Here is an 18,626-nt window from a genome sequence, read left to right as displayed (position 1 = left end):
ACGAGTAGCTGCTTCAGTATCAATATTTGCTTGTAATTGAGTATCTGCTGCTGAACGAGTTGCTGCTTCAGTATCAATATTTGCTTGTAATTGAGTATCTGCTGCTGAACGAGTTGCTGCTTCAGTAGCAAGAGTCGTTGCCAAATCTTGACCAGCAAGTGTAATTTGACCTGTTGAAATACCAGAAGCATTTACAGTAGTTGAATTTGTCACGCCATTATCTGTTTTGCTGATAGATAATTGATAATCTTCTGTAGCGTTATTACGACCTAAAACTAAATCTTGAATTTGATTAACAGAGGATGCAGTAAAACCATTATCAACTGTAGCACCTAAAACTGGACCAGTTAAACTTCCTGGAATAATTACACCATTTGCATCATATTGTGCTGATGCGGTTTGTGAAGTTGTCCAAGATTGTTGACCAGTCTGTACTGAAGTATTTAACTGGAATTTATTTTGGTCAATAATTTGTGAATCAACCGAACGTGTCTGATCTTGTGTATCGTCACGATTTTGACTGAATGGTTGCGTGGTATTTGCGAAAGCAGCATTAACTGTAGGAATAACCAAGTCTGCACCTGTTGTTACAGGAGCAGCAGTAAGAATCGTTGATGTACCACCATTAACATTGAAATTACCATTAATTGCAGTATTAGTATTGATGACTGTACCACCTGAAGCATTTACATCAGATGTGATTAGAGTAGTAGGATTTGTAACCCCTTTAATCACATTAAAAGAACCCACACTTCCATCATTATTATCTACAACAATATTTACACTATCAATGTCAGTTACAGTAGTATCAGCATATGCAGCTGCTGACAAACTTACTGCAAGCGCTACAGCCGACAGTTTAAATGTATTTTGCAAATTCATATATATCTCCATTTTTATAAAAAAACTGGTCTACCCTAGGATGCTGTAAACCAGCAAAACTTCTAATTAAAGTATGGTTATTTAAAGCTTTCGACACTTCAGAACTAACCCTCACCTTGGTTACCAGCCAATCATATACAAAAAGAAACATCTTTATCAATCAATATTTGATTTATATTCATATAAAAATTTAAAATTAAAAAAAATTATTATATAAATTAATTATTTAAACAAAATATCATATAATGAAAAACTTAAATTAATACTTGATATAAAAACCATTCTCATCTTTATCAACTTTAGAAACACATTAAATCCTAAACCTGAGATCTAATGAAAAACACATTAATCAATTTATTTATAATTTTTTAAAATTAATCTTCACGAATCAGACATCAAAAGAAATTTTTAGATACAAATTAAAAAATCAAGAGCTTTTTAGATATTGATATTAATTTACTTTTTTGAATTAAAAAAAAGTACGATTAAGTCAACTATTAATCTTATAAAAAGTATAAAATACTTATATCTTTGAGGTTTGTTTTTAAATTATGAGTAATCAACAACAAAAAAAGCTCTTTGCTGAACGACTAACTAAGGCTTTGACGGAAGCAAAGCACCCGATTAGTCCAACTTATTTATCGAACGAATTTAATCATCGTTATGATGGGCAGCCTATTAGCGTCCAGTCAGCTAATAACTGGTTATTAGGAAAGGCGATCCCGAATCAAGATAAACTGGCCATTCTTGCAATATGGTTAAATGTTTCTAACCAATGGCTACGTTTTGGCGATAGTGATCAAGCGCCTTCGTTATTAAATCAGGATGATTCCGATTCAATTGATCTGGATTTTTATTTTAAATTTAGACGATTAAATAATTCACAGAAAAAATTAATTACTTCACTGATTGAAGAAATTTTAGGATAACCCGTTACGAAGAAGCTTCATGAAATGTTGCTTCTCTTTTTTATACATATCTAGCATTTTTTCGTACTCTCTTATCTTTTTATATAAACTTTTAAGCTCATTTTTTTTAATCACGACAGAATCGGCACTATCGTAGCCAGATTGCACACAACTCTTATTTATTTTTTCCATGTTAAAAAATTAAATTAATATTTGATCAAAGCATAAACCATTTTTTAAAAAAACCAACAAAAAAACTACACAATTATACTTTTGTATATAAAAACAATAACTGTTTCTCATAACCAAATATCTATTTAATCAATATTTTAATTTTATCAAAAACTTTAAAATTTATTTTTCACGACTTTTTTCATACCATAAAAAATCCCCGCATTAAGCGGGGATTTTTTTATGATCTGAGACCTATATGAATTACATCATACCGCCCATTCCACCCATGCCACCCATATCAGGCATAGCAGGTTTATCTTCAGGAATATCTGTGATCATGCATTCAGTCGTTAACATTAAAGCAGCAACAGAAGCAGCATGTTCAAGTGCAGAACGCGTTACTTTTGCAGGGTCAAGAATACCCATTTCAAGCATATCGCCATATTCACCAGTAGCAGCATTATAACCGAAGTTCCCTTCGCCATTTTTCACAGCATTAATGACTACAGATGGCTCATCACCCGCATTCGCTACGATTTGACGAAGTGGAGCTTCAATAGCGCGACGTAAAATGTTGATACCTACATTTTGGTCATCATTGGCACCAGTTACACCGTTAAGCGCAGAAGCTGCACGCACCAGCGCAACACCACCACCCGCAACTACACCTTCTTCAACTGCAGCACGTGTTGCATGAAGCGCATCGTCAACACGGTCTTTTTTCTCTTTCATTTCGACTTCAGTTGCTGCACCAATTTTAATCACTGCAACACCGCCAGCCAATTTAGCAACGCGTTCCTGAAGCTTTTCTTTGTCGTATTCTGACGTAGATTCTTCAATTTGCGCACGGATTTGTTGAACACGTTCAGCAATCTGGTTTGCATCGCCAGCACCATCAACAATCACGGTGTTTTCTTTAGATACTGTGACTTTATGTGCAGTACCTAAGTCTTGAAGTGTAGCTTGCTCTAAAGACATACCCACTTCTTCAGAAATCACAGTAGCACCAGTCAAGATTGCGATATCTTGCAGCATTGCTTTACGACGGTCACCAAAACCTGGCGCTTTCACTGCACATACTTTAATGATGCCGCGCATGTTGTTTACGACAAGCGTAGCCAACGCTTCGCCTTCAACATCTTCAGCGATGATAAGAAGCGGTTTACCTGTTTTAGCCACTGCTTCAAGTACAGTAATCAATTCACGGATGTTGCTGATTTTTTTATCAACAAGCAGAATGAACGGATTTTCAAGTTCAGCCGTTAAAGTGTCTTGTTTGTTGGCAAAGTACGGGCTGATATAACCACGGTCAAACTGCATACCTTCAACAACGTCCAACGCATCTTCAAAGCCTGAACCTTCTTCAACGGTAATTACGCCTTCTTTACCAACACGTTCCATGGCTTGCGCAATCAGTTTACCCACAGTGGTGTCAGAGTTAGCAGAGATCGAACCGACTTGTTCAATCGCTTTAGTGTCAGAAGCCGGTTTAGCCGTTGCTTTGATGTTTTCAACTACAGCGCGAACTGCAAGATCGATACCGCGTTTCAAGTCCATTGGGTTCATACCCGCAGTTACTGACTTGATCCCTTCATTCAAGATGGCTTGCGCAAGTACAGTTGCAGTTGTTGTACCGTCACCTGCGATGTCATTGGTTTTTGAAGATACTTCACGAACCAGTTGAGCACCCATGTTCTCAAATTTGTCTGCCAGTGAAATTTCTTTCGCTACAGTTACACCATCTTTAGTAATGTGGGGTGCACCGAAAGAACGGTCGATCACAACATTACGGCCCTTAGGACCTAAAGTTACTTTTACAGCATCTGCAAGTACGTTTACGCCTGCAATCATTTTGCTGCGAGCTGAATCACCAAATTTTACGTCTTTAGCTGACATGATTTACTCCAAATGTTTTTAATTTTCAATAATCTGTATAAAGAATCAGGTCCGAATTTTCTGGCTCAGAATTAAGCTTCAAGCACAGCTAAAATGTCAGACTCTTTCATAATAAGAAGTTCTTCGCCTTGTACTTTTACCGTCGTACCTGCATAAGTACCGAACAATACTTTGTCGCCTACTTTAACGTCTAAAGCGCGTACACCATTGTCAGTAATCTGGCCATTACCTACTGCAATGATTTCACCTTGAGCCGGTTTTTCAGCAGCAGAACCTGGAAGTAAAATACCGCCAGCTGTTTTAGTTTCTTCTTCAACACGACGAATAACTACGCGATCATGTAATGGACGAATGTTGCTCATTGGAAACTCCATCAGACTAAGTCTTTTATTAGTGAAGTAATGATGACTTTGTTATTCCATCGGTCATCATCAAATAATTTCGATGACACTGTTGTGGGGATGGAAAAAAACGCTTCAAGGGGCAAACAAAAAAAATTTACTGTTTTTTGTATTTTTTTTATTCAAATCCGATATTTCTGCATTTAATCGGCATTTTCTTCTTTTAACACAAATTCTTTTTGCTGATTGTTAAAATAATAATGCTCTACATCAGCATTTGGATAAATCAGATTCAGACTGTTGGGTAAGCCCCGATGCAAACGGTAAGACGTTGCAGTTCCGGCATGAATATCCAGCACCGGATGGTCTACCCCTAAATGGTAAATCTGGTTCAGATCATACACCGCTGATTGATGCAGATGACCATGCAACAGGCCATTTAAACCACTTTGACTCCACGACTCCAAAGCCATACGCCCCAGCATTGGACAATCCTTGATCCCATGCGGATTATCTGGCGGTGTATAAAATGGCTGGTGCGCCACAATAAGTTTGATTTTACGCTTGGGAGCCATCATCAGCCTTTGATCAATTTGCTGAATTTGCTCCAGGGAAATATGGCCCCGAGTATGATAACGCCGCCGAATACTGTTGACGCCAATCAGATAAAAATTCTTGGTTTCCAGCACAGTTTCCATATGACCAAAGAAAATTTTATAACGGGTAAAGGGACTGAATATCCGGTTCCAGACATGGTACAAGGGAATATCATGATTACCGGGTACCACCAGATAAGGTAGATTTAAACTTTCCACAAACTGTTTGCAATCATAAAACTGCTTATAATGGGCGCGCTGGGTTAAGTCCCCACTGACCACTACAGCTTCCAAAGGATGTTGCTGACAAAAGAGACGAATTGCAGCCATACAGGCCGGTCTTTCCGTACCAAAATGCAAATCAGATAGATGTAGAATCATAAGGAACCATTATTTTCAATGCATGCTTGCGTACGGAAATATGCAGCGGGGGCTGCATTTCCACAATCTCACCATCCAGTGCAAGAGTCAGTTTTTTGGCTTTGGAATGTATTTGCACCTTGTCGGCAGAAAAGCTATACACATCTGGTGCATGATCAAGATTGCCTCGAATCAACTGCCATAAAATTTTAAATAAGGTGGGTTTATCGCTTTTCGCCACCACCACACCCACAACCTTTCCCAATTCAGCACATTTGGCAATGCGTAAATTCATCTCTGCCAGTTGCAACTGATTATTGCCAAAAAAAATCAGCGGAGTTTTGACGGGATATTTTTTACCGTCAATTTCCACTTCCAGTTTCAGTTCTTTGCGATCACGAATCAGCACATCTAGCGCTGAAGTATAGGCATGTAAAGCAAAACGGCCAAAACACCGGTTATAGAGCTCACGCCTTTGTATGAATAAAGGATAAAGCCCCAAGCTAGCATTGTTTAAATAGATATGATCATTAATTTGCGCCACATGAACTGCACGGATTTGTCCTGTCGCAATAACATCGGCCGCTTTGAGAAGATCAAGTGGAATATGCAACAAGCGGGCAACATAATTGAAGGTTCCCAAGGGAAAAATACCCATAGGAATCTCAGTGCCTATCAATTTGGTAGCCACCGTATTGAGTGTACCATCCCCACCCGCAGCAACCACAATACCAATTTCTTCTGCCTGTAGATGGCGTGCGATGATTCTGTCCATAAAACTGCTAAAATCTGTTTCAGCACTAATTTCAAATGCCTGAATCTCATAACCATAGGCCGTTAAATTTGTCATAAGCGGCTCATAGATTTCATCTTTATTGGCTGCATGAAATCCTGATTTTTCATTATAGATAAGGGACAAAGGCTTGGCAGAAACTGACATTTTTACTACTTTTTTGAAGCAATTGCTCTAATTTCGTCCAAATTATCGACAATTGAAAGCATCTTTATGTAAAATTCGAATTACCACCATTTATTAAATCAATAGCGATTACCACGAAAATAACAACACTAAACTATTGTTTTATAAATAAATAATTTAAATAAATAACACTCATAAAACTGGTAAATGGATCAATTAATAAACGAACAATGTTTTAACTTATTGTTTTTAATGATTTAAAAAAATAAATATATAATATTCCAATCTATTTCAGCTACTTCTTTAGTCTTATTTTTTTTATGATTTTATGCTTTAATACAGCCACTTTTTTTTTATATTTTCATCCTGGCGATGTATCCCATTGCCTGGATTGTACTTTGTACATTTGAATCGTACATATTTGAGATAGGCCTCACCATGACCCAAGTGAACGCACCAGAATTCGTTCGTAACCCTAAGCTTATTGCATGGGTGGAAGAGATTGCTAAATTAACCAAACCGGCAAAAATTGAATGGTGTGACGGTAGCGCAGAAGAATATCAACGTCTTATTGACTTGATGATCGCTAACGGCACTATGCAAGCACTTAACCCAGAAAAACACCCTGGTTCTTACTTGGCAAATTCAGATCCTTCTGACGTTGCTCGTGTTGAAGGTCGCACATTTATCTGTTCAGAAAAACAAGAAGACGCAGGTGCGACAAACAACTGGGAAGCGCCTGCTGAAATGCGCGCTCGCCTGAACGGTTTGTTTGATGGTTGCATGAAAGGACGTACCATGTACGTGGTTCCTTTCTCTATGGGTCCTTTAGGTTCTCATATTGCACACATCGGTATTGAGATAACCGACTCTCCTTACGTAGCAGTAAGCATGGCTAAAATGGCTCGTATGGGTAAAGCTGTTTACGAGGTACTTGGTACTGATGGCGAATTCGTACCATGTGTCCACACTGTAGGCGCTCCGCTTGAAGAAGGTCAAAAAGACGTAGCTTGGCCTTGCAACCCAGAAAAATATATCGTGCATTATCCAGAAACTCGTGAAATCTGGTCTTATGGTTCAGGTTACGGCGGTAACGCATTGTTGGGTAAAAAATGCCTGGCATTACGTATTGCATCCTCTATGGGCCGTCAACAAGGCTGGTTAGCTGAACACATGCTGATCCTTGGCGTAACCAATCCACAAGGTGAAAAACACTACATCGCTGCTGCATTCCCATCAGCTTGTGGTAAAACCAACTTTGCAATGTTGATTCCACCAGCAGGTTACGAAGGCTGGAAAATTGAAACTGTAGGTGACGATATTGCCTGGATCAAACCGGGTGAAGACGGTCGCTTATATGCCATCAACCCTGAAGCTGGTTTCTTCGGTGTAGCGCCTGGTACCAATACCAAGACTAACCCGAACTGTATGGCGACATTAGCGAAAGATGTTATCTATACCAACGTTGCTGTAACTGACAACGGTGAAGTATGGTGGGAAGGTCTGACTAAAGAAGCTCCTGCTAACCTGACCAACTGGAAAGGTCAACCACACACTGGCGCAGAGAAAGCAGCACATCCAAATGCTCGTTTCACCGTTGCTGCGGGTCAATGTCCTTCTATTGATGCTGACTGGGAAAATCCGGCAGGTGTTCCAATTTCTGCGTTCATCTTCGGTGGTCGCCGTGCAGATACAGTGCCTTTAGTTTCTGAAGCATTCGACTGGGTTGATGGCGTATATAAAGCTGCAACCATGGGTTCTGAAACGACTGCCGCTGCTGTAGGCCAACAAGGTGTGGTACGTCGCGATCCATTCGCAATGCTTCCATTCGCAGGTTACAACATGGCTGACTACTTCGCTCACTGGTTAGAAATGGGTGAAAAAGTTGGCGAGAAAGCTGCTGCTGCCGGCAACAAGCTGCCTGGTATCTACAACGTGAACTGGTTCCGTCGTGATGCTGAAGGCAACTTCGTATGGCCTGGCTTCGGTCAAAACATGCGTGTTCTTGAGTGGATTATTGACCGTTGTGAAGGTCGTGCAACAGCAGTTGACACACCAATCGGTCGCGTTCCAACTTACGAGCAGCTGAACTGGACTGGTTCTGACTTCACTAAAGAACAATTCGAGCTTGTCACTTCTCAAGACAAAGATCAATGGATCAAAGAACTTGAAAGCCACACTGAATTGTTCAACAAGCTTGGTGAGCGCTTACCAGCTGCACTTAAAGCACGTCAAAACGAGCTTTTAGAAGCTGTAAAAAAATCTGCTTAATCAGTAGATAATGAAAAAAGGCCGCACGTGCGGTCTTTTTTTCAACTGTTTGTTTAATAACAAGACTTTATAACTTCACAACAACCATAAAAGGGGAAAATTCATGTTAAAAATGCTTACACTTAGCGCTTGCCTGCTTGGCCTGTCTACTTTGGTGATGGCCAAACCTGAAACTGCAGAACAACCTGCCTTACACGTTTGTGCAATCAAAGGTACGCCAGACTCTAGCAAGTTTCAGATCAAAAAGCGCATTAAAGTGGCTAAAGGGACTTATGGCAGCGTAGAAGAGCTGTATTCACGTTTTGCAGAACGTGCCCATCAAGTCGGTGGCAATGTAGTCATTAACTACAATGCCAGCCAGAGATTCGGTTTCTGGCCTTGGCGTATTGTACGCCCGGTAGTTTGGGGAACTGCAGTAAAATGGAATACGCCAGTAAATTGTAAAGAACTCGGCGGCGTTGAAATTTAAGTACAACCCAGAGCTGGGACTTCAGTCAAGATAAGAACACCAATTTGCTACACCCAAAAGACCGCTCAGGCGGTCTTTTTTATTGACCGGTTTAAGCAGCCGTATCGCTTGATCTTTTCAGCAACAACTTTAAAAGATATTGATCTAATTGCTGTATTTCATCAGCGCTAAATTGAAAGCCGAGTTTGGTTCTGCGCCATAAAATATCTTCACTGGTTCTTGCCCATTCCTGATCGACCAGATAGTCGACCTCTCTAGCAAACAGTCCATGACCAAAATCTTCACCCAGTTCATTTGTCGTTGAAATATCCTTTAAAAAATTCCACACCCGTGAACCATAAGCATGTGCCCAGCGCGAAGCCAATGACAAAGAAACCTGATCAATGCCTTGCATAAGCTGCTGCATTAACAGCTCCACCGAAACCAAGTTTTCCGCACCCGGCAAACATGCCGCCTCGGTCCATGATTTATTCATGTCCGGGAATGTCGGTGCCAAATGCGCCATTGCCGATTCTGCCAGTTTTCGATAGGTAGTGAGCTTGCCACCAAAGACCGAAAGCAAGGGGGCATCATTTTCCTGCGTAGGCGATATCGCCAAAGTGTAATCTCGGGTAATCGCCGATGGATTATCTGACTCGTCATCACACAAAGAGCGCACACCGGAATAGGTATATAAAATATCCTCAACCGTCAGCTGATGTTTAAAATGATCATTATAAACATCCAGCAAATAGTCCACTTCCTGCGAGGTGATTTTGACCTGATCCAGGTTGCCCTGATATTCATGATCTGTGGTACCAATTAAGGTGTATTGCTCCAGATAAGGAATGGCAAATACAATACGGTGATCATCATTTTGCAGAATGAACGCTTTATCACCTTCATAAATTCTAGGCACGATAATATGACTGCCTTGGACAAGACGTAAACCATGTGGCGATTGCTGTTGTAAATTGTGTTCAATAAACTGGAGCACCCAAGGCCCAGTGGCGTTAACCAGGGCTTTTGCCTGCACCTGATAACTACCCTGTGCATGTTCCAGATGGATATTCCACACGCCATTTTCACGGTAAGCAGCGGTACAACGAGTTTGTATGGCAATTTTGGCGCCCAGCTCATGGGCCTGCATGGCATTTAAAACCACCAAGCGCGCATCATCCACAGCACAATCCGAATATTCAAAACCCTGCGTCATTTCATCTTTTAAAGGGCTGCTGGCCGGATCAAAATGAATATGCCGGGAAGCAGCTAATTTTTTCCGCTTGCCCAAGTGATCATAAATAAATAAACCGGTCCGTATCAGCCAAGCGGGACGTAAATGCGGCTGATGCGGCATGATAAAACGTAAGGGACGAATGATATGCGGTGCTTTGGCTAGCAGGATTTCCCGCTCCAGCAAAGCTTCATGTACCAAACGGAATTCTTTATATTCGAGATAACGCAAACCACCATGAATCAACTTACTGCTGGCAGAGGAAGTATGGCTGGCGAGGTCATCCTTTTCACACAAAAAAACCGACAAACCTCGACCTGCAGCATCTACGGCAATTCCCACGCCATTAATACCACCACCAATCACCGCTACATCATAGACCGGATGACTCACTTGCATGCCCACCTCCTCTAATCCTGTTCAGACAGTAAACTTAGGTTTCTTGTTATCTCAAGAAACCTAACACTATTTAAAGTGAAAGGACACCGAATAATTGTCATTCACTTCAATGCAGGCAAGATGAATCAAGTGTTTATTTTTTATTCTGATGGCATCAGCTTTCCAGATGGTCACATTTGGAAAGCTTTTTTATGGAATATACACTGCCTCAAGATCGTTAAAAAATCGGGCTTATGGCATACTGAGTAGAATAATAACACCGGATTTTTTGAAGATGAACAAGAGCTATAAATTGTTGGGTTTAAGTTTGCTTGCGCTTGCACTGACTGCCTGTCAAAGTACTCCGCGCCAATACAATGGTAATGTCGGCTATCAGATTGAAAGCCAGTCTGCCAATAGCGCAACATTGACTTATACTTTGGCTATTCGTCAAAACCAGAAAATAGATGAACAGAAATTACAGCGTGCCTGCCAAAAAGTATTAGGCTTAAATAAACAATATAAATTAACGATCCTGAGCATTAGTGAAATTGCCAATCCGGAAATACAAACTCCACACTATGGTCGTCAACTGGGCCAGAGCCGTACCAGCATAAGCCTCAGCAACACCCCAGACTTATATAATAGTGAAAATATGGCTACTCGTCAGTCGTTAGAAGCGCGTCCAAGCACCTTAAGTGTAGTTCGCTATACCTGCTCTTAAAACTTAATAATTTAGACAGAAATAAGACGCTATTTATAGCGTCTTATAAAAACTGACATTACGAAATTCCTTTGCTTCATCCAGATCTGGCCAAGTCGTGGCACTACGTTCATCCAGTTTTTCATATTTAGGATGGCTAAAGTTTTTCACCCGGCTGTCTGCCACCCAAACTTCTGGCGAAAATTTTAAGAATTCATCCAGAAAAAAGCGGTTGCATTGATCGTATAGCACATCGGCAGCCAAGAGAATATCGACCTGCTCTGCTTTATACAGATCATCCAGATATTCCAGCTCGACATTATTCAATGCTGCATTGGCACGACAGGCATCCAGACTGACTTGATCGATATCACAACAGATCACCCGCTTCGCTCCTGCCATTTTAGCTGCAATTGCAACCACACCCGACCCCGCACCAAAGTCGAGTACTACCTTGTCTTTCACATGATGTGGTTCAGCTAAGAGCCACTGTGCCATAGCAAGTCCTGAAGCCCAGCAGAATATCCAGTATGGTGTATCATTCCAGATCCGACGAATCACTTCGTCATCGAATTTATCTGTCGGAAAGACCGGTGGAATCAGCCACAGTGAAATGGGGATTTCAGGCAATTGCTGGGCAAGTAGCTCACAGTTTGGAATCACTTCATGCAAAGCTTGAATTAAATGTTCGGGGGCTTTTGGAAATTGGAAAGTACAGCTCATGCTTAAGCCTTGGCGATGATCTTATTGAAACTTATAAAGGGATTTGATACGCGACCAAGTCATCCGCAGCTGTTCGAGGCAAACCTAAATTTATTTAAAATTGTTTCTGCGACATTTCAGATTAAATGACACAAAATGCCGAGTTCTGTGGGTGACAAATGGTTTTGGTTACTTTTGCCGAAACAAAAGTAACATACGAGCTTCTTACATCGATCGTCACAACGGTAAGACTCCGTCGTGACTTCACCATCTTTTAATTAAAAGATTAACCTAAAGCCTTTTCAGCAGCTTCAACAGTTTGACGAATCAAAGTGGTAATAGTCATAGGACCTACACCACCTGGAACTGGTGTATAAGCAGAAGCCACTTCTTCAATACCAACCAACTGGATGTCACCTACACCACCGCCATCACGTGGGTGGAAGCCGGCATCAACCACAACTGCGCCTGGTTTAATCCAGTCTTTTTGAATCAGTTCAGCTTTACCTACTGCACCGACAATAATGTCAGCCTGTTTAACGAAGTCAGCCAGGTTTTGTGTACGTGAATGGCAAATCGTTACTGTTGCATTAGCTTCAAGCAACATTGCAGCCATCGGTTTACCCAAAATTGCAGAACGACCAACAACGACTGCATGTTTACCTGCAATCTCAATATCATTGGCTTGCAGGATAGTCATGATACCTGCAGGCGTTGCAGAACCATAAGCTGCCTCACCCATTGCCATACGACCATAACCCAGGCAAGTTACACCATCAACGTCTTTCGCCAGTGAAATGGCATCGAAACAGGCACGCTCATCAATTTGTGCAGGCACTGGGTGCTGTAAAAGAATACCGTGAACATCAGGATTGGCATTGAGTTTTTCAATTTCAGCCAGTAATTCTTCAGTCGTGGTTTCTTTCGGAAGTTCAACTTTCAATGAATCCATACCGACACGGCGGCAAGCATTTCCTTTCATACGCACATAAGTTGCAGATGCGCCATCGTCACCCACCAAAATAGTCGCAAGGATTGGAGTACGACCTGATTTTGCTTTTAACGCTTCTACGCGAGTTAACAAATCAGCCTCAATTTTCTTTGCCAATGCACGACCATCTAATACTAATGCCACGGCACTTCTCCCAAATGTTGATATGAATCAATTTCGCACATTCTACATGAATATTTTAAATATTTTCCGTTATATGCTGCTTTTCTGCACATCTGCATAAATCTACTATTGTTTTTTTTTCAGGGCTTGATAATATACGCAGCAACAAGACATGGCGGGGTGGCAGAGTGGTCATGCAGCGGACTGCAACTCCGTGTACGCCGGTTCGATTCCGACCTCCGCCTCCAATCTTGTTAAGCCCGAGTGGTGAAATCGGTAGACACAGGGGATTTAAAATCCCCCGCCCACAAAGCGTGCCAGTTCGAGTCTGGCCTCGGGCACCATTCTTAGCCTACTAAGATGGTGTAAATAAAGAACCCAGCATTAAGCTGGTTTTTTTATGCCTAAAATTTAGCAACTCAGATTTTTATTCTGAATTACATTCCACTATTATGCTCTTTAGCTATCATCCCGCAGAGCGCAAATAGTTCTCCAGGTCCTGCTCCAGTTTTTGCTGCAAATGAACTGGCTGAATAATCCTGACATGTGGTAGCCAATACCGCACTAAAGGCAACAACTGCATTTCGTGGCGAACCTGACAGCTGATTAATAATTCTCCCGATGTGGATTCCTGCTCAATCTGCTGCTCTGGAAACAAACGCCGCTCTTTAAAAAATACCGCAACCTCAGCCTTTACCTGGATAAAAACCTGCTGTTTTTGCTGTCCAAACCAGATGCTTTCCTCATCGGCCAGTATTTTCAATATCTCGGCATCATGTTGGAAATTTTCTGCCTCAAATAGCAGTTTCACCTGCTGAATCTGACTTAAGCGATAAGTCTGCAGTTTTTTCTGAAAGACACCCGCCAAATACCAGATGCCATGATGATGGATTAAACGATAAGGCTGGATGATTCTGCATTGATCACGATATTGCAGCTCAATCCATTGACGTTTATAAATCGCAGCGCTAAGCAGCTTAAAATGTTCAGCAAACCGTTTGCTATCTTCAAAATAATAGCCTTTTGCCGAGAAGACTTGATTCGCTCGCTCGTCCAGCAATTCGCGTAAAAAAGAAATATCCAGCGTCGGGTAAAGCTCACTAATTCCCGACAGTTGCGCAAAATTCTGGATATCCTGCAGTTTAAAACGGCCTAAATAGGAAGGTTCCAGATAATAGCGTTTAGTGTTTCCATCCTGAATCAAAGGCAAGTATGAATTAAGCCGATCAAAGTCCCGTTCAATGGTTCGGGTACTGACCTGAAACTCACCCGCCAGTTCTTGTACACTTAACTGATGTCCTATATTCAGTTTGGTTAAAATATTGGCCAAACGCTCTGCGAGGCGCTCATGCGTTGACGCATTGCCCTTCATAAATACCCTCTTTGTGCAATAAAAGCACAATACCTAAAATGCTAAATTTTTTTAAATTATCTAAAAATTATACTACCAATCAAAAACTTAATTTTAAATATTTATTTCAACTTAAGCCTAATAGGAAAAACTTGAATCAGGATTTGAAACGGCTGGTGACACCTTTTGTCGGCGGTTTGGGATTAAGCCGTTCAACATAACGCTCAAGATGCAGCATGGCTTTATAAAACTGATGCAGATTAGAAGGTAATACCTGATTGCAAATAATGGCCTTATGCAATCGCTTCAAGGCGCGTAAGCCATGTTCAGATGTATAAGGAGCTGAGACTATTTTCATAATATACTTCCTTTTATTACATGACATTTCAATTAATTCCAAACAATTTAGTCGGATTATTCTAAATCTTAATCTACTCTCTGGTTTTGACAGGTTGTGTCGAACAATCGACATTTTTTACCATTTTTTAAAATTTTATGACCTTATTTTTATCCATTAATTTAAGTTACTTATCATTTTTTATTTTATTGAAAGCGGGAATGATTAGAGGATTTCTACCACAACTTTACCGACATGTTCACCAGTATCCATCACCGCATGTGCATCCTGAATCTGGTCAAACTTAAAAGTTTTATAGATCATCGGCAGACATTCCCCTTTTGCCCACAGCGGTGCAACATGCTCTTTTAAGCCTTGAGCAATTTCAGCTTTTTCTGCTGTGTTACGTGCACGCATGGTTGAACCGGTAATAGTCAGACGCTTCATCATGATTTGACCGAGTTTGACCTCTTTGGCTTTTGCACCACCCAAGAATGCGATATAAACCAGACGACCATCACGACGTAGCAGGTTCAGGTTTTTCTCCAGATATGGCGCACCTACCATATCTAAAATGACATCGACCCCACCGTTGTTAGTAGCCCCATTAATGACTTGTTCAAAGTCTTGAGTCTTATAGTTAATTGCCGTGGTTAAATCAGAAATCGCTGCCACTTTTTCATCAGAACCTACGGTTGCAAACGTTTTGATGCCGAGTGATTTACACAGCATTAAAGCAGTCGTTCCAATCCCGCTTGTTCCACCATGTACAAGTACCGTTTCCCCTTCTTTGGCTTTACCCATCTGGAATACATTCGCCCATACGGTAAAGAAGGTTTCAGGAATCGCGGCAGCCTGAGTAAAGCTCACACCTTCAGGAATATTCAAGGTTTGGCTTTCAGGTACCACACAATATTCTGCATAACCGCCCCCATTGGTTAGGCCGCAGACCTGATCGCCAACCTTAAACTTAGAAACCTCAGTTCCTACAGCCACCACTTCACCAGCCACTTCCAAACCCGGTACAGGCGTTACTCCTTTAGGCATTGGATATAGACCTTGACGCTGCAAGATGTCAGGACGGTTAATGCCAAATGCATGCACTTTGACCAAGACCTCATCTGCTTTAGCTTCAGGTACTGCAACAGTTTCGTAAGCCAGTTTATCCACACCACCCGGTTCTGTGATAATGACTTGCTGCATAGTCGTTTGTGACATAGTTTATTCCTGATCTATTCATTACTTTTTAAAATTTACCGCTCTATTTGAACATAGAAATAGCCGGGAATGAATAACTGTGGACTTATGTATAATCTGCCTACTATTCAGCAAAATGATATGAGCACATGGCAACTATTCAAAAAGCTGAAATGCAGGATATGGAATCTATCTTAGACATCTGGCTCAATGCTTCCCTACAGGCACATGATTTTATTCCTGCAACATATTGGGAACAGCAGCTGCTTCCGATGCGGGATCTGTATCTGCCTTTAGCCGAAAATTATGTAATCAAGGACAATCAAAATGTCACAGGTTTTGCATCCTTATTGAAATCAGAGGCGGTGCTAGCTGCACTTTTTATTGCACCCCATCAGCAAAGCTTGGGATACGGTACGGCCTTGATTGATTTTTTTAAACAGCAATGTGATGAATTGCATTTAAATGTCTATACTGAAAATATCGCAGCGGTCAATTTTTATCAGCAGCAGGGCTTTAAAATCATCAGCCAAGCCATGGATCAAAACACCGGTCATGCGGAATTAAGCATGACTTGGTCTAAGCCTTAATTGGGAAAATATCAGGAAAGTTTATGTCAGCCGTCATTGAATACAATGAAGATAATTATAGTAACTTTGAATGGTTTGAAGGATTTGCTGTGATTCGTTTTTATGCCAACTGGTGTGCCCCATGTGTACAAAATTTTCCTGTATTTGAACAGTTGGCAGCACACTATGCTACGGTAAAGCCCGAGATCAAATTTGGCAAGATCAATGTCGATCAATCCCCGATTCTGACCCTACGCTATAACGTTTACGGTTTGCCTTCCACACTGATTTTTAAAAATGGACAAATCATGCAACGGATTGCAGGGGTGAAAAGTTTGAATGAAATGAAAAGTATTGTTGATTCAATGGACTAATCTAAAATTATTTTTGCTGATCGATAAAAATACCTAATTGAATATTGCACAATCATTTCAAGTGCATTGCTTTATTTCTATTTTATTCAATATATTGTAAGTCCACACCCACAATAAAAAATGCTCAATTATTATGGATTTAAAAGTCATTTTCCTATTTTGCCTGTTCCCTGGTTTGGGCGTTATTTTCCTCACATGGTTGTTGCATTTTCAGTGGGCCTGGCTATTTAAAACTGTGATTGCTTTTGAAGTTGTGGTTGCAATTTTGGTATTTGTCATTGAGCTTGATGCAAGAAAGACTCCTGGGAATAGCGGCTGGATCATGATTTTTGCAGGCGTCTTTCAGATCTATTTTGCCGTACTGCTAATGTTGACCCGTTTAGTGATCTGGCTGAGAAAAAAACGGGACTAAAGCCGATGCATTCACCCCGTCTCTTCTATTTATCGTTTTGACAGTTTTTTAATCAAACCGAATCGTTTTCTTATTTGGGCATTTCTACAAATTGCATTAGAAATTTACGCACCAATGGCAGCATCACCAGAATCAGGGGAAATGCCATCAGCCATGACAAGCTCCATGCATGTAGCCACAGAGAAAAAAAGCCATCAACCAAGCCTTTATTCAGCAACAGGTTAAAGCAGGAAATTACGCCACTCATAATGCCTGACAGGATAAGTGGCATCAGCCAAGTCAGATGTTTCGGGTGGAATTTTGGGAGATTATTTTTCATCATTTAACCTAATCTTTTTAAATCGTGAATCGAATTACATACGTGCAATTTCTACTGCTGCCTGATCAATCTTTCCGGAGATTTCACGGATTTGCTCTGGGTTCAGTTCGGTATGTTGAATCTTCAGGCGCAATGAAGTTTTCAGGTTTTCCATCGCACGTTTGATATCGACATAGTGTTCGTTATTCTGGATTTGCTTGCGTGTGTTAAAGCGGTCGAGGATTTTTTTTACTATTTCCTGATTCTCTTCAAGATGTTGAAGACCTGTAGGTGTAATACGGTATTGCTTACGATCATCGGCACTCAGTTCAGCCTGAGTATAGTGATGTTCTTCGAGATAATTGATAGTCGGACAAATAGTGCCTGTACTCGGCTTGTAGTTCCCGCCCACCAGTGATGCCACGTCTTTAATGATGTCGTAACTAAACTTTGGGGATTGGGCAATGAAATGTAGTACCAACAGCTTCATTTGTCCTGCTTCAAATAGGCGTTTACGCGGTGTTGGCGTACTTTCACTGTTCTCGATAGGATTGGCATTTGGCATAGTTAAGATATACCTTAATATTAATTAAGATATATCTTAGTATCAATTTAATTACAATTCTAGTTCCAATTCAACTTTTATTGTAATCACTTAAGTAACTCTTCTACTGTTTTTTCGAAGCGTTCAAATACTTCTTTTACTAAATGAATAATTTCTATATTCAATTTTTTTTCATATGAATAGAAATTACTTCTTGATCCATATTTTTCAAACTTTCCAGATGCATTTAAATCTGGCAATAAAATGAACCTTTCTTTTACTACCCCATTCTCTCTTAACTCATAGAGTTGAGGATGTACATCTAGAAATCCATCATGGATAATTTTATTTCTTATTTCTTTTAAAAAGGTCAAACTTGGAGAGTGTGACTCAAATAAACTCCCCCTAAATTCATTAAGCCTTAATAGATGCCTTTTGCCATGTTTAATATCCTTTTTGTAACATTCAAGCTTTTGATAAGAAGAAAAAGAAACTCTTAAATTTTCTATCTCATAAGTAAGCATCCGGCTAACACAGCCTTACCAAGCGATCCTATAAGCCTTAATTTAGTTCCCACCTAAAAACAAGTGGGGACTTAATCCATGAACATGGATATAT

The 18,626-nt window shown here is 40.6% G+C and carries 21 protein-coding genes and 2 tRNA genes; 9 read left to right on the top strand and 14 right to left on the bottom strand.

From position 1 onward, the window contains the following. The coding region (locus tag ACE01T_RS12975; RefSeq protein ID WP_395519401.1) for a hypothetical protein at positions 1 to 882 on the bottom strand (882 nt) is incomplete at its 3' end. Between the two features lie 551 nt (positions 883 to 1,433). Between ACE01T_RS12975 and ACE01T_RS12970 the strand changes: the two genes are divergently transcribed. Further along, positions 1,434 to 1,811, top strand: coding sequence for a hypothetical protein (locus tag ACE01T_RS12970; RefSeq protein ID WP_395519400.1), 378 nt, complete (start codon positions 1,434 to 1,436; stop codon positions 1,809 to 1,811). Positions 1,812 to 2,225: 414 nt separating this feature from the next. On the opposite strand, the gene groL is transcribed toward ACE01T_RS12970, so the two are convergent. From groL to ACE01T_RS12950, 4 genes are all read right to left on the bottom strand, one after another. Further along, positions 2,226 to 3,860, bottom strand: a complete 1,635-nt coding sequence (gene groL, locus ACE01T_RS12965) for a chaperonin GroEL (protein WP_395519399.1) — start codon at positions 3,858 to 3,860, stop codon at positions 2,226 to 2,228. A gap of 71 nt (positions 3,861 to 3,931) precedes the next feature. Continuing rightward, a complete protein-coding gene (locus ACE01T_RS12960) occupies positions 3,932 to 4,222 on the bottom strand; it encodes a co-chaperone GroES (protein ID WP_086175216.1) in 291 nt (96 codons plus the stop codon). 182 nt (positions 4,223 to 4,404) lie between these two features. After that, the gene (locus tag ACE01T_RS12955; RefSeq protein ID WP_395519398.1) at positions 4,405 to 5,178 is read right to left on the bottom strand and encodes a metallophosphoesterase family protein; all 774 of its coding nucleotides are present in this window, start codon (positions 5,176 to 5,178) and stop codon (positions 4,405 to 4,407) included. Continuing rightward, on the bottom strand, positions 5,159 to 6,097 hold the full coding sequence (locus tag ACE01T_RS12950) for a diacylglycerol/lipid kinase family protein (protein WP_180042318.1): 939 nt from the start codon (positions 6,095 to 6,097) through the stop codon (positions 5,159 to 5,161). The genes ACE01T_RS12955 and ACE01T_RS12950 overlap by 20 nt, the downstream gene beginning before the upstream one ends. Before the next feature lie 417 nt (positions 6,098 to 6,514). Here ACE01T_RS12950 and ACE01T_RS12945 point away from each other — a divergent pair, with 417 nt between their 5' ends. Further along, positions 6,515 to 8,347 (top strand): phosphoenolpyruvate carboxykinase (GTP), encoded by a 1,833-nt coding sequence (locus tag ACE01T_RS12945; protein ID WP_395519397.1) that lies wholly within the window; start codon positions 6,515 to 6,517, stop codon positions 8,345 to 8,347. A 103-nt stretch (positions 8,348 to 8,450) separates the two neighbouring features. Further along, positions 8,451 to 8,816, top strand: a complete 366-nt coding sequence (locus ACE01T_RS12940; protein ID WP_395519396.1) for a hypothetical protein — start codon at positions 8,451 to 8,453, stop codon at positions 8,814 to 8,816. A 91-nt stretch (positions 8,817 to 8,907) separates the two neighbouring features. Here the strand turns inward: ACE01T_RS12940 and glpD are convergent, their stop codons facing one another. Then, on the bottom strand, positions 8,908 to 10,428 hold the full coding sequence (glpD, locus tag ACE01T_RS12935; RefSeq protein WP_395519395.1) for a glycerol-3-phosphate dehydrogenase: 1,521 nt from the start codon (positions 10,426 to 10,428) through the stop codon (positions 8,908 to 8,910). Between the two features lie 274 nt (positions 10,429 to 10,702). Between glpD and ACE01T_RS12930 the strand changes: the two genes are divergently transcribed. Then, on the top strand, positions 10,703 to 11,131 hold the full coding sequence (locus ACE01T_RS12930) for a hypothetical protein (protein ID WP_180042325.1): 429 nt from the start codon (positions 10,703 to 10,705) through the stop codon (positions 11,129 to 11,131). A 33-nt stretch (positions 11,132 to 11,164) separates the two neighbouring features. Here ACE01T_RS12930 and ACE01T_RS12925 read toward each other — a convergent pair whose 3' ends face one another. Beyond that, complete coding sequence (locus tag ACE01T_RS12925) at positions 11,165 to 11,833, bottom strand: class I SAM-dependent methyltransferase (protein WP_395519394.1); 669 nt, start codon at positions 11,831 to 11,833, stop codon at positions 11,165 to 11,167. Positions 11,834 to 12,098: 265 nt separating this feature from the next. Continuing rightward, positions 12,099 to 12,947 carry a bifunctional methylenetetrahydrofolate dehydrogenase/methenyltetrahydrofolate cyclohydrolase FolD gene (folD, locus tag ACE01T_RS12920; protein WP_180042329.1) on the bottom strand — a complete coding sequence of 283 codons (849 nt, stop codon included), beginning with the start codon at positions 12,945 to 12,947 and terminating at the stop codon, positions 12,099 to 12,101. Positions 12,948 to 13,100: 153 nt separating this feature from the next. On the opposite strand from folD, the gene ACE01T_RS12915 reads away from it, so the two are divergent. Then, positions 13,101 to 13,174 (top strand) — tRNA-Cys (locus ACE01T_RS12915). Between the two features lie 10 nt (positions 13,175 to 13,184). After that, positions 13,185 to 13,270: transfer RNA gene (locus tag ACE01T_RS12910), tRNA-Leu, on the top strand. A 122-nt stretch (positions 13,271 to 13,392) separates the two neighbouring features. On the opposite strand, the gene ACE01T_RS12905 is transcribed toward ACE01T_RS12910, so the two are convergent. From ACE01T_RS12905 to ACE01T_RS12895, 3 genes are all read right to left on the bottom strand, one after another. Then, positions 13,393 to 14,298: a helix-turn-helix transcriptional regulator gene (locus ACE01T_RS12905; protein WP_200224021.1), complete on the bottom strand. Its 906-nt coding sequence runs from the start codon at positions 14,296 to 14,298 to the stop codon at positions 13,393 to 13,395. 136 nt (positions 14,299 to 14,434) lie between these two features. Further along, a complete protein-coding gene (locus ACE01T_RS12900; RefSeq protein WP_086176233.1) occupies positions 14,435 to 14,635 on the bottom strand; it encodes a hypothetical protein in 201 nt (66 codons plus the stop codon). Positions 14,636 to 14,839: 204 nt separating this feature from the next. Beyond that, complete coding sequence (locus ACE01T_RS12895) at positions 14,840 to 15,832, bottom strand: NAD(P)H-quinone oxidoreductase (protein ID WP_395519393.1); 993 nt, start codon at positions 15,830 to 15,832, stop codon at positions 14,840 to 14,842. Between the two features lie 128 nt (positions 15,833 to 15,960). Between ACE01T_RS12895 and ACE01T_RS12890 the strand changes: the two genes are divergently transcribed. The 3 genes from ACE01T_RS12890 to ACE01T_RS12880 all read left to right on the top strand — a co-directional run bounded on the left by ACE01T_RS12890 (position 15,961) and on the right by ACE01T_RS12880 (position 17,166). Next, positions 15,961 to 16,401 (top strand): N-acetyltransferase, encoded by a 441-nt coding sequence (locus ACE01T_RS12890; RefSeq protein ID WP_395519392.1) that lies wholly within the window; start codon positions 15,961 to 15,963, stop codon positions 16,399 to 16,401. Positions 16,402 to 16,424: 23 nt separating this feature from the next. Further along, on the top strand, positions 16,425 to 16,754 hold the full coding sequence (locus ACE01T_RS12885; protein WP_395519391.1) for a thioredoxin family protein: 330 nt from the start codon (positions 16,425 to 16,427) through the stop codon (positions 16,752 to 16,754). Positions 16,755 to 16,887: 133 nt separating this feature from the next. Next, the gene (locus tag ACE01T_RS12880) at positions 16,888 to 17,166 is read left to right on the top strand and encodes a hypothetical protein (RefSeq protein ID WP_395519390.1); all 279 of its coding nucleotides are present in this window, start codon (positions 16,888 to 16,890) and stop codon (positions 17,164 to 17,166) included. Between the two features lie 70 nt (positions 17,167 to 17,236). On the opposite strand, the gene ACE01T_RS12875 is transcribed toward ACE01T_RS12880, so the two are convergent. The 3 genes from ACE01T_RS12875 to ACE01T_RS12865 all read right to left on the bottom strand — a co-directional run bounded on the left by ACE01T_RS12875 (position 17,237) and on the right by ACE01T_RS12865 (position 18,532). Continuing rightward, positions 17,237 to 17,485: a DUF2798 domain-containing protein gene (locus tag ACE01T_RS12875; protein ID WP_395519389.1), complete on the bottom strand. Its 249-nt coding sequence runs from the start codon at positions 17,483 to 17,485 to the stop codon at positions 17,237 to 17,239. Positions 17,486 to 17,519: 34 nt separating this feature from the next. After that, the gene (locus ACE01T_RS12870; RefSeq protein ID WP_395519388.1) at positions 17,520 to 18,029 is read right to left on the bottom strand and encodes a PadR family transcriptional regulator; all 510 of its coding nucleotides are present in this window, start codon (positions 18,027 to 18,029) and stop codon (positions 17,520 to 17,522) included. Between the two features lie 86 nt (positions 18,030 to 18,115). Then, positions 18,116 to 18,532 carry a hypothetical protein gene (locus ACE01T_RS12865; RefSeq protein WP_395519387.1) on the bottom strand — a complete coding sequence of 139 codons (417 nt, stop codon included), beginning with the start codon at positions 18,530 to 18,532 and terminating at the stop codon, positions 18,116 to 18,118. Between the last annotated feature and the right edge of the window lie 94 nt (positions 18,533 to 18,626).

Source organism: Acinetobacter uliginosus, from assembly GCF_044130295.1.
GTDB lineage: Bacteria > Pseudomonadota > Gammaproteobacteria > Pseudomonadales > Moraxellaceae > Acinetobacter.
The sequence above is the reverse complement of the archived record's forward strand: the minus strand, read 5'-3'. Positions and strand labels throughout refer to the sequence as shown.

Bases quoted from the DNA above. Each gene is read 5' to 3' on its own strand.
- ACE01T_RS12960 (WP_086175216.1), bottom strand. From the start codon at position 4,222: ATGAGCAACATTCGTCCATTACATGATCGCGTAGTTATTCGTCGTGTT.
- ACE01T_RS12885 (WP_395519391.1), top strand. From the start codon at position 16,425: ATGTCAGCCGTCATTGAATACAATGAAGATAATTATAGTAACTTTGAA.
- ACE01T_RS12870 (WP_395519388.1), bottom strand. From the start codon at position 18,029: ATGCCAAATGCCAATCCTATCGAGAACAGTGAAAGTACGCCAACACCG.
- ACE01T_RS12950 (WP_180042318.1), bottom strand. From the start codon at position 6,097: ATGTCAGTTTCTGCCAAGCCTTTGTCCCTTATCTATAATGAAAAATCA.
- ACE01T_RS12905 (WP_200224021.1), bottom strand. From the start codon at position 14,298: ATGAAGGGCAATGCGTCAACGCATGAGCGCCTCGCAGAGCGTTTGGCC.
- ACE01T_RS12900 (WP_086176233.1), bottom strand. From the start codon at position 14,635: ATGAAAATAGTCTCAGCTCCTTATACATCTGAACATGGCTTACGCGCC.
- ACE01T_RS12865 (WP_395519387.1), bottom strand. From the start codon at position 18,532: ATGCTTACTTATGAGATAGAAAATTTAAGAGTTTCTTTTTCTTCTTAT.
- ACE01T_RS12970 (WP_395519400.1), top strand. From the start codon at position 1,434: ATGAGTAATCAACAACAAAAAAAGCTCTTTGCTGAACGACTAACTAAG.
- glpD (WP_395519395.1), bottom strand. From the start codon at position 10,428: ATGCAAGTGAGTCATCCGGTCTATGATGTAGCGGTGATTGGTGGTGGT.
- ACE01T_RS12925 (WP_395519394.1), bottom strand. From the start codon at position 11,833: ATGAGCTGTACTTTCCAATTTCCAAAAGCCCCCGAACATTTAATTCAA.
- ACE01T_RS12955 (WP_395519398.1), bottom strand. From the start codon at position 5,178: ATGATTCTACATCTATCTGATTTGCATTTTGGTACGGAAAGACCGGCC.
- ACE01T_RS12880 (WP_395519390.1), top strand. From the start codon at position 16,888: ATGGATTTAAAAGTCATTTTCCTATTTTGCCTGTTCCCTGGTTTGGGC.
- groL (WP_395519399.1), bottom strand. From the start codon at position 3,860: ATGTCAGCTAAAGACGTAAAATTTGGTGATTCAGCTCGCAGCAAAATG.
- ACE01T_RS12895 (WP_395519393.1), bottom strand. From the start codon at position 15,832: ATGTCACAAACGACTATGCAGCAAGTCATTATCACAGAACCGGGTGGT.
- ACE01T_RS12945 (WP_395519397.1), top strand. From the start codon at position 6,515: ATGACCCAAGTGAACGCACCAGAATTCGTTCGTAACCCTAAGCTTATT.
- ACE01T_RS12930 (WP_180042325.1), top strand. From the start codon at position 10,703: ATGAACAAGAGCTATAAATTGTTGGGTTTAAGTTTGCTTGCGCTTGCA.
- ACE01T_RS12890 (WP_395519392.1), top strand. From the start codon at position 15,961: ATGGCAACTATTCAAAAAGCTGAAATGCAGGATATGGAATCTATCTTA.
- ACE01T_RS12875 (WP_395519389.1), bottom strand. From the start codon at position 17,485: ATGAAAAATAATCTCCCAAAATTCCACCCGAAACATCTGACTTGGCTG.
- ACE01T_RS12940 (WP_395519396.1), top strand. From the start codon at position 8,451: ATGTTAAAAATGCTTACACTTAGCGCTTGCCTGCTTGGCCTGTCTACT.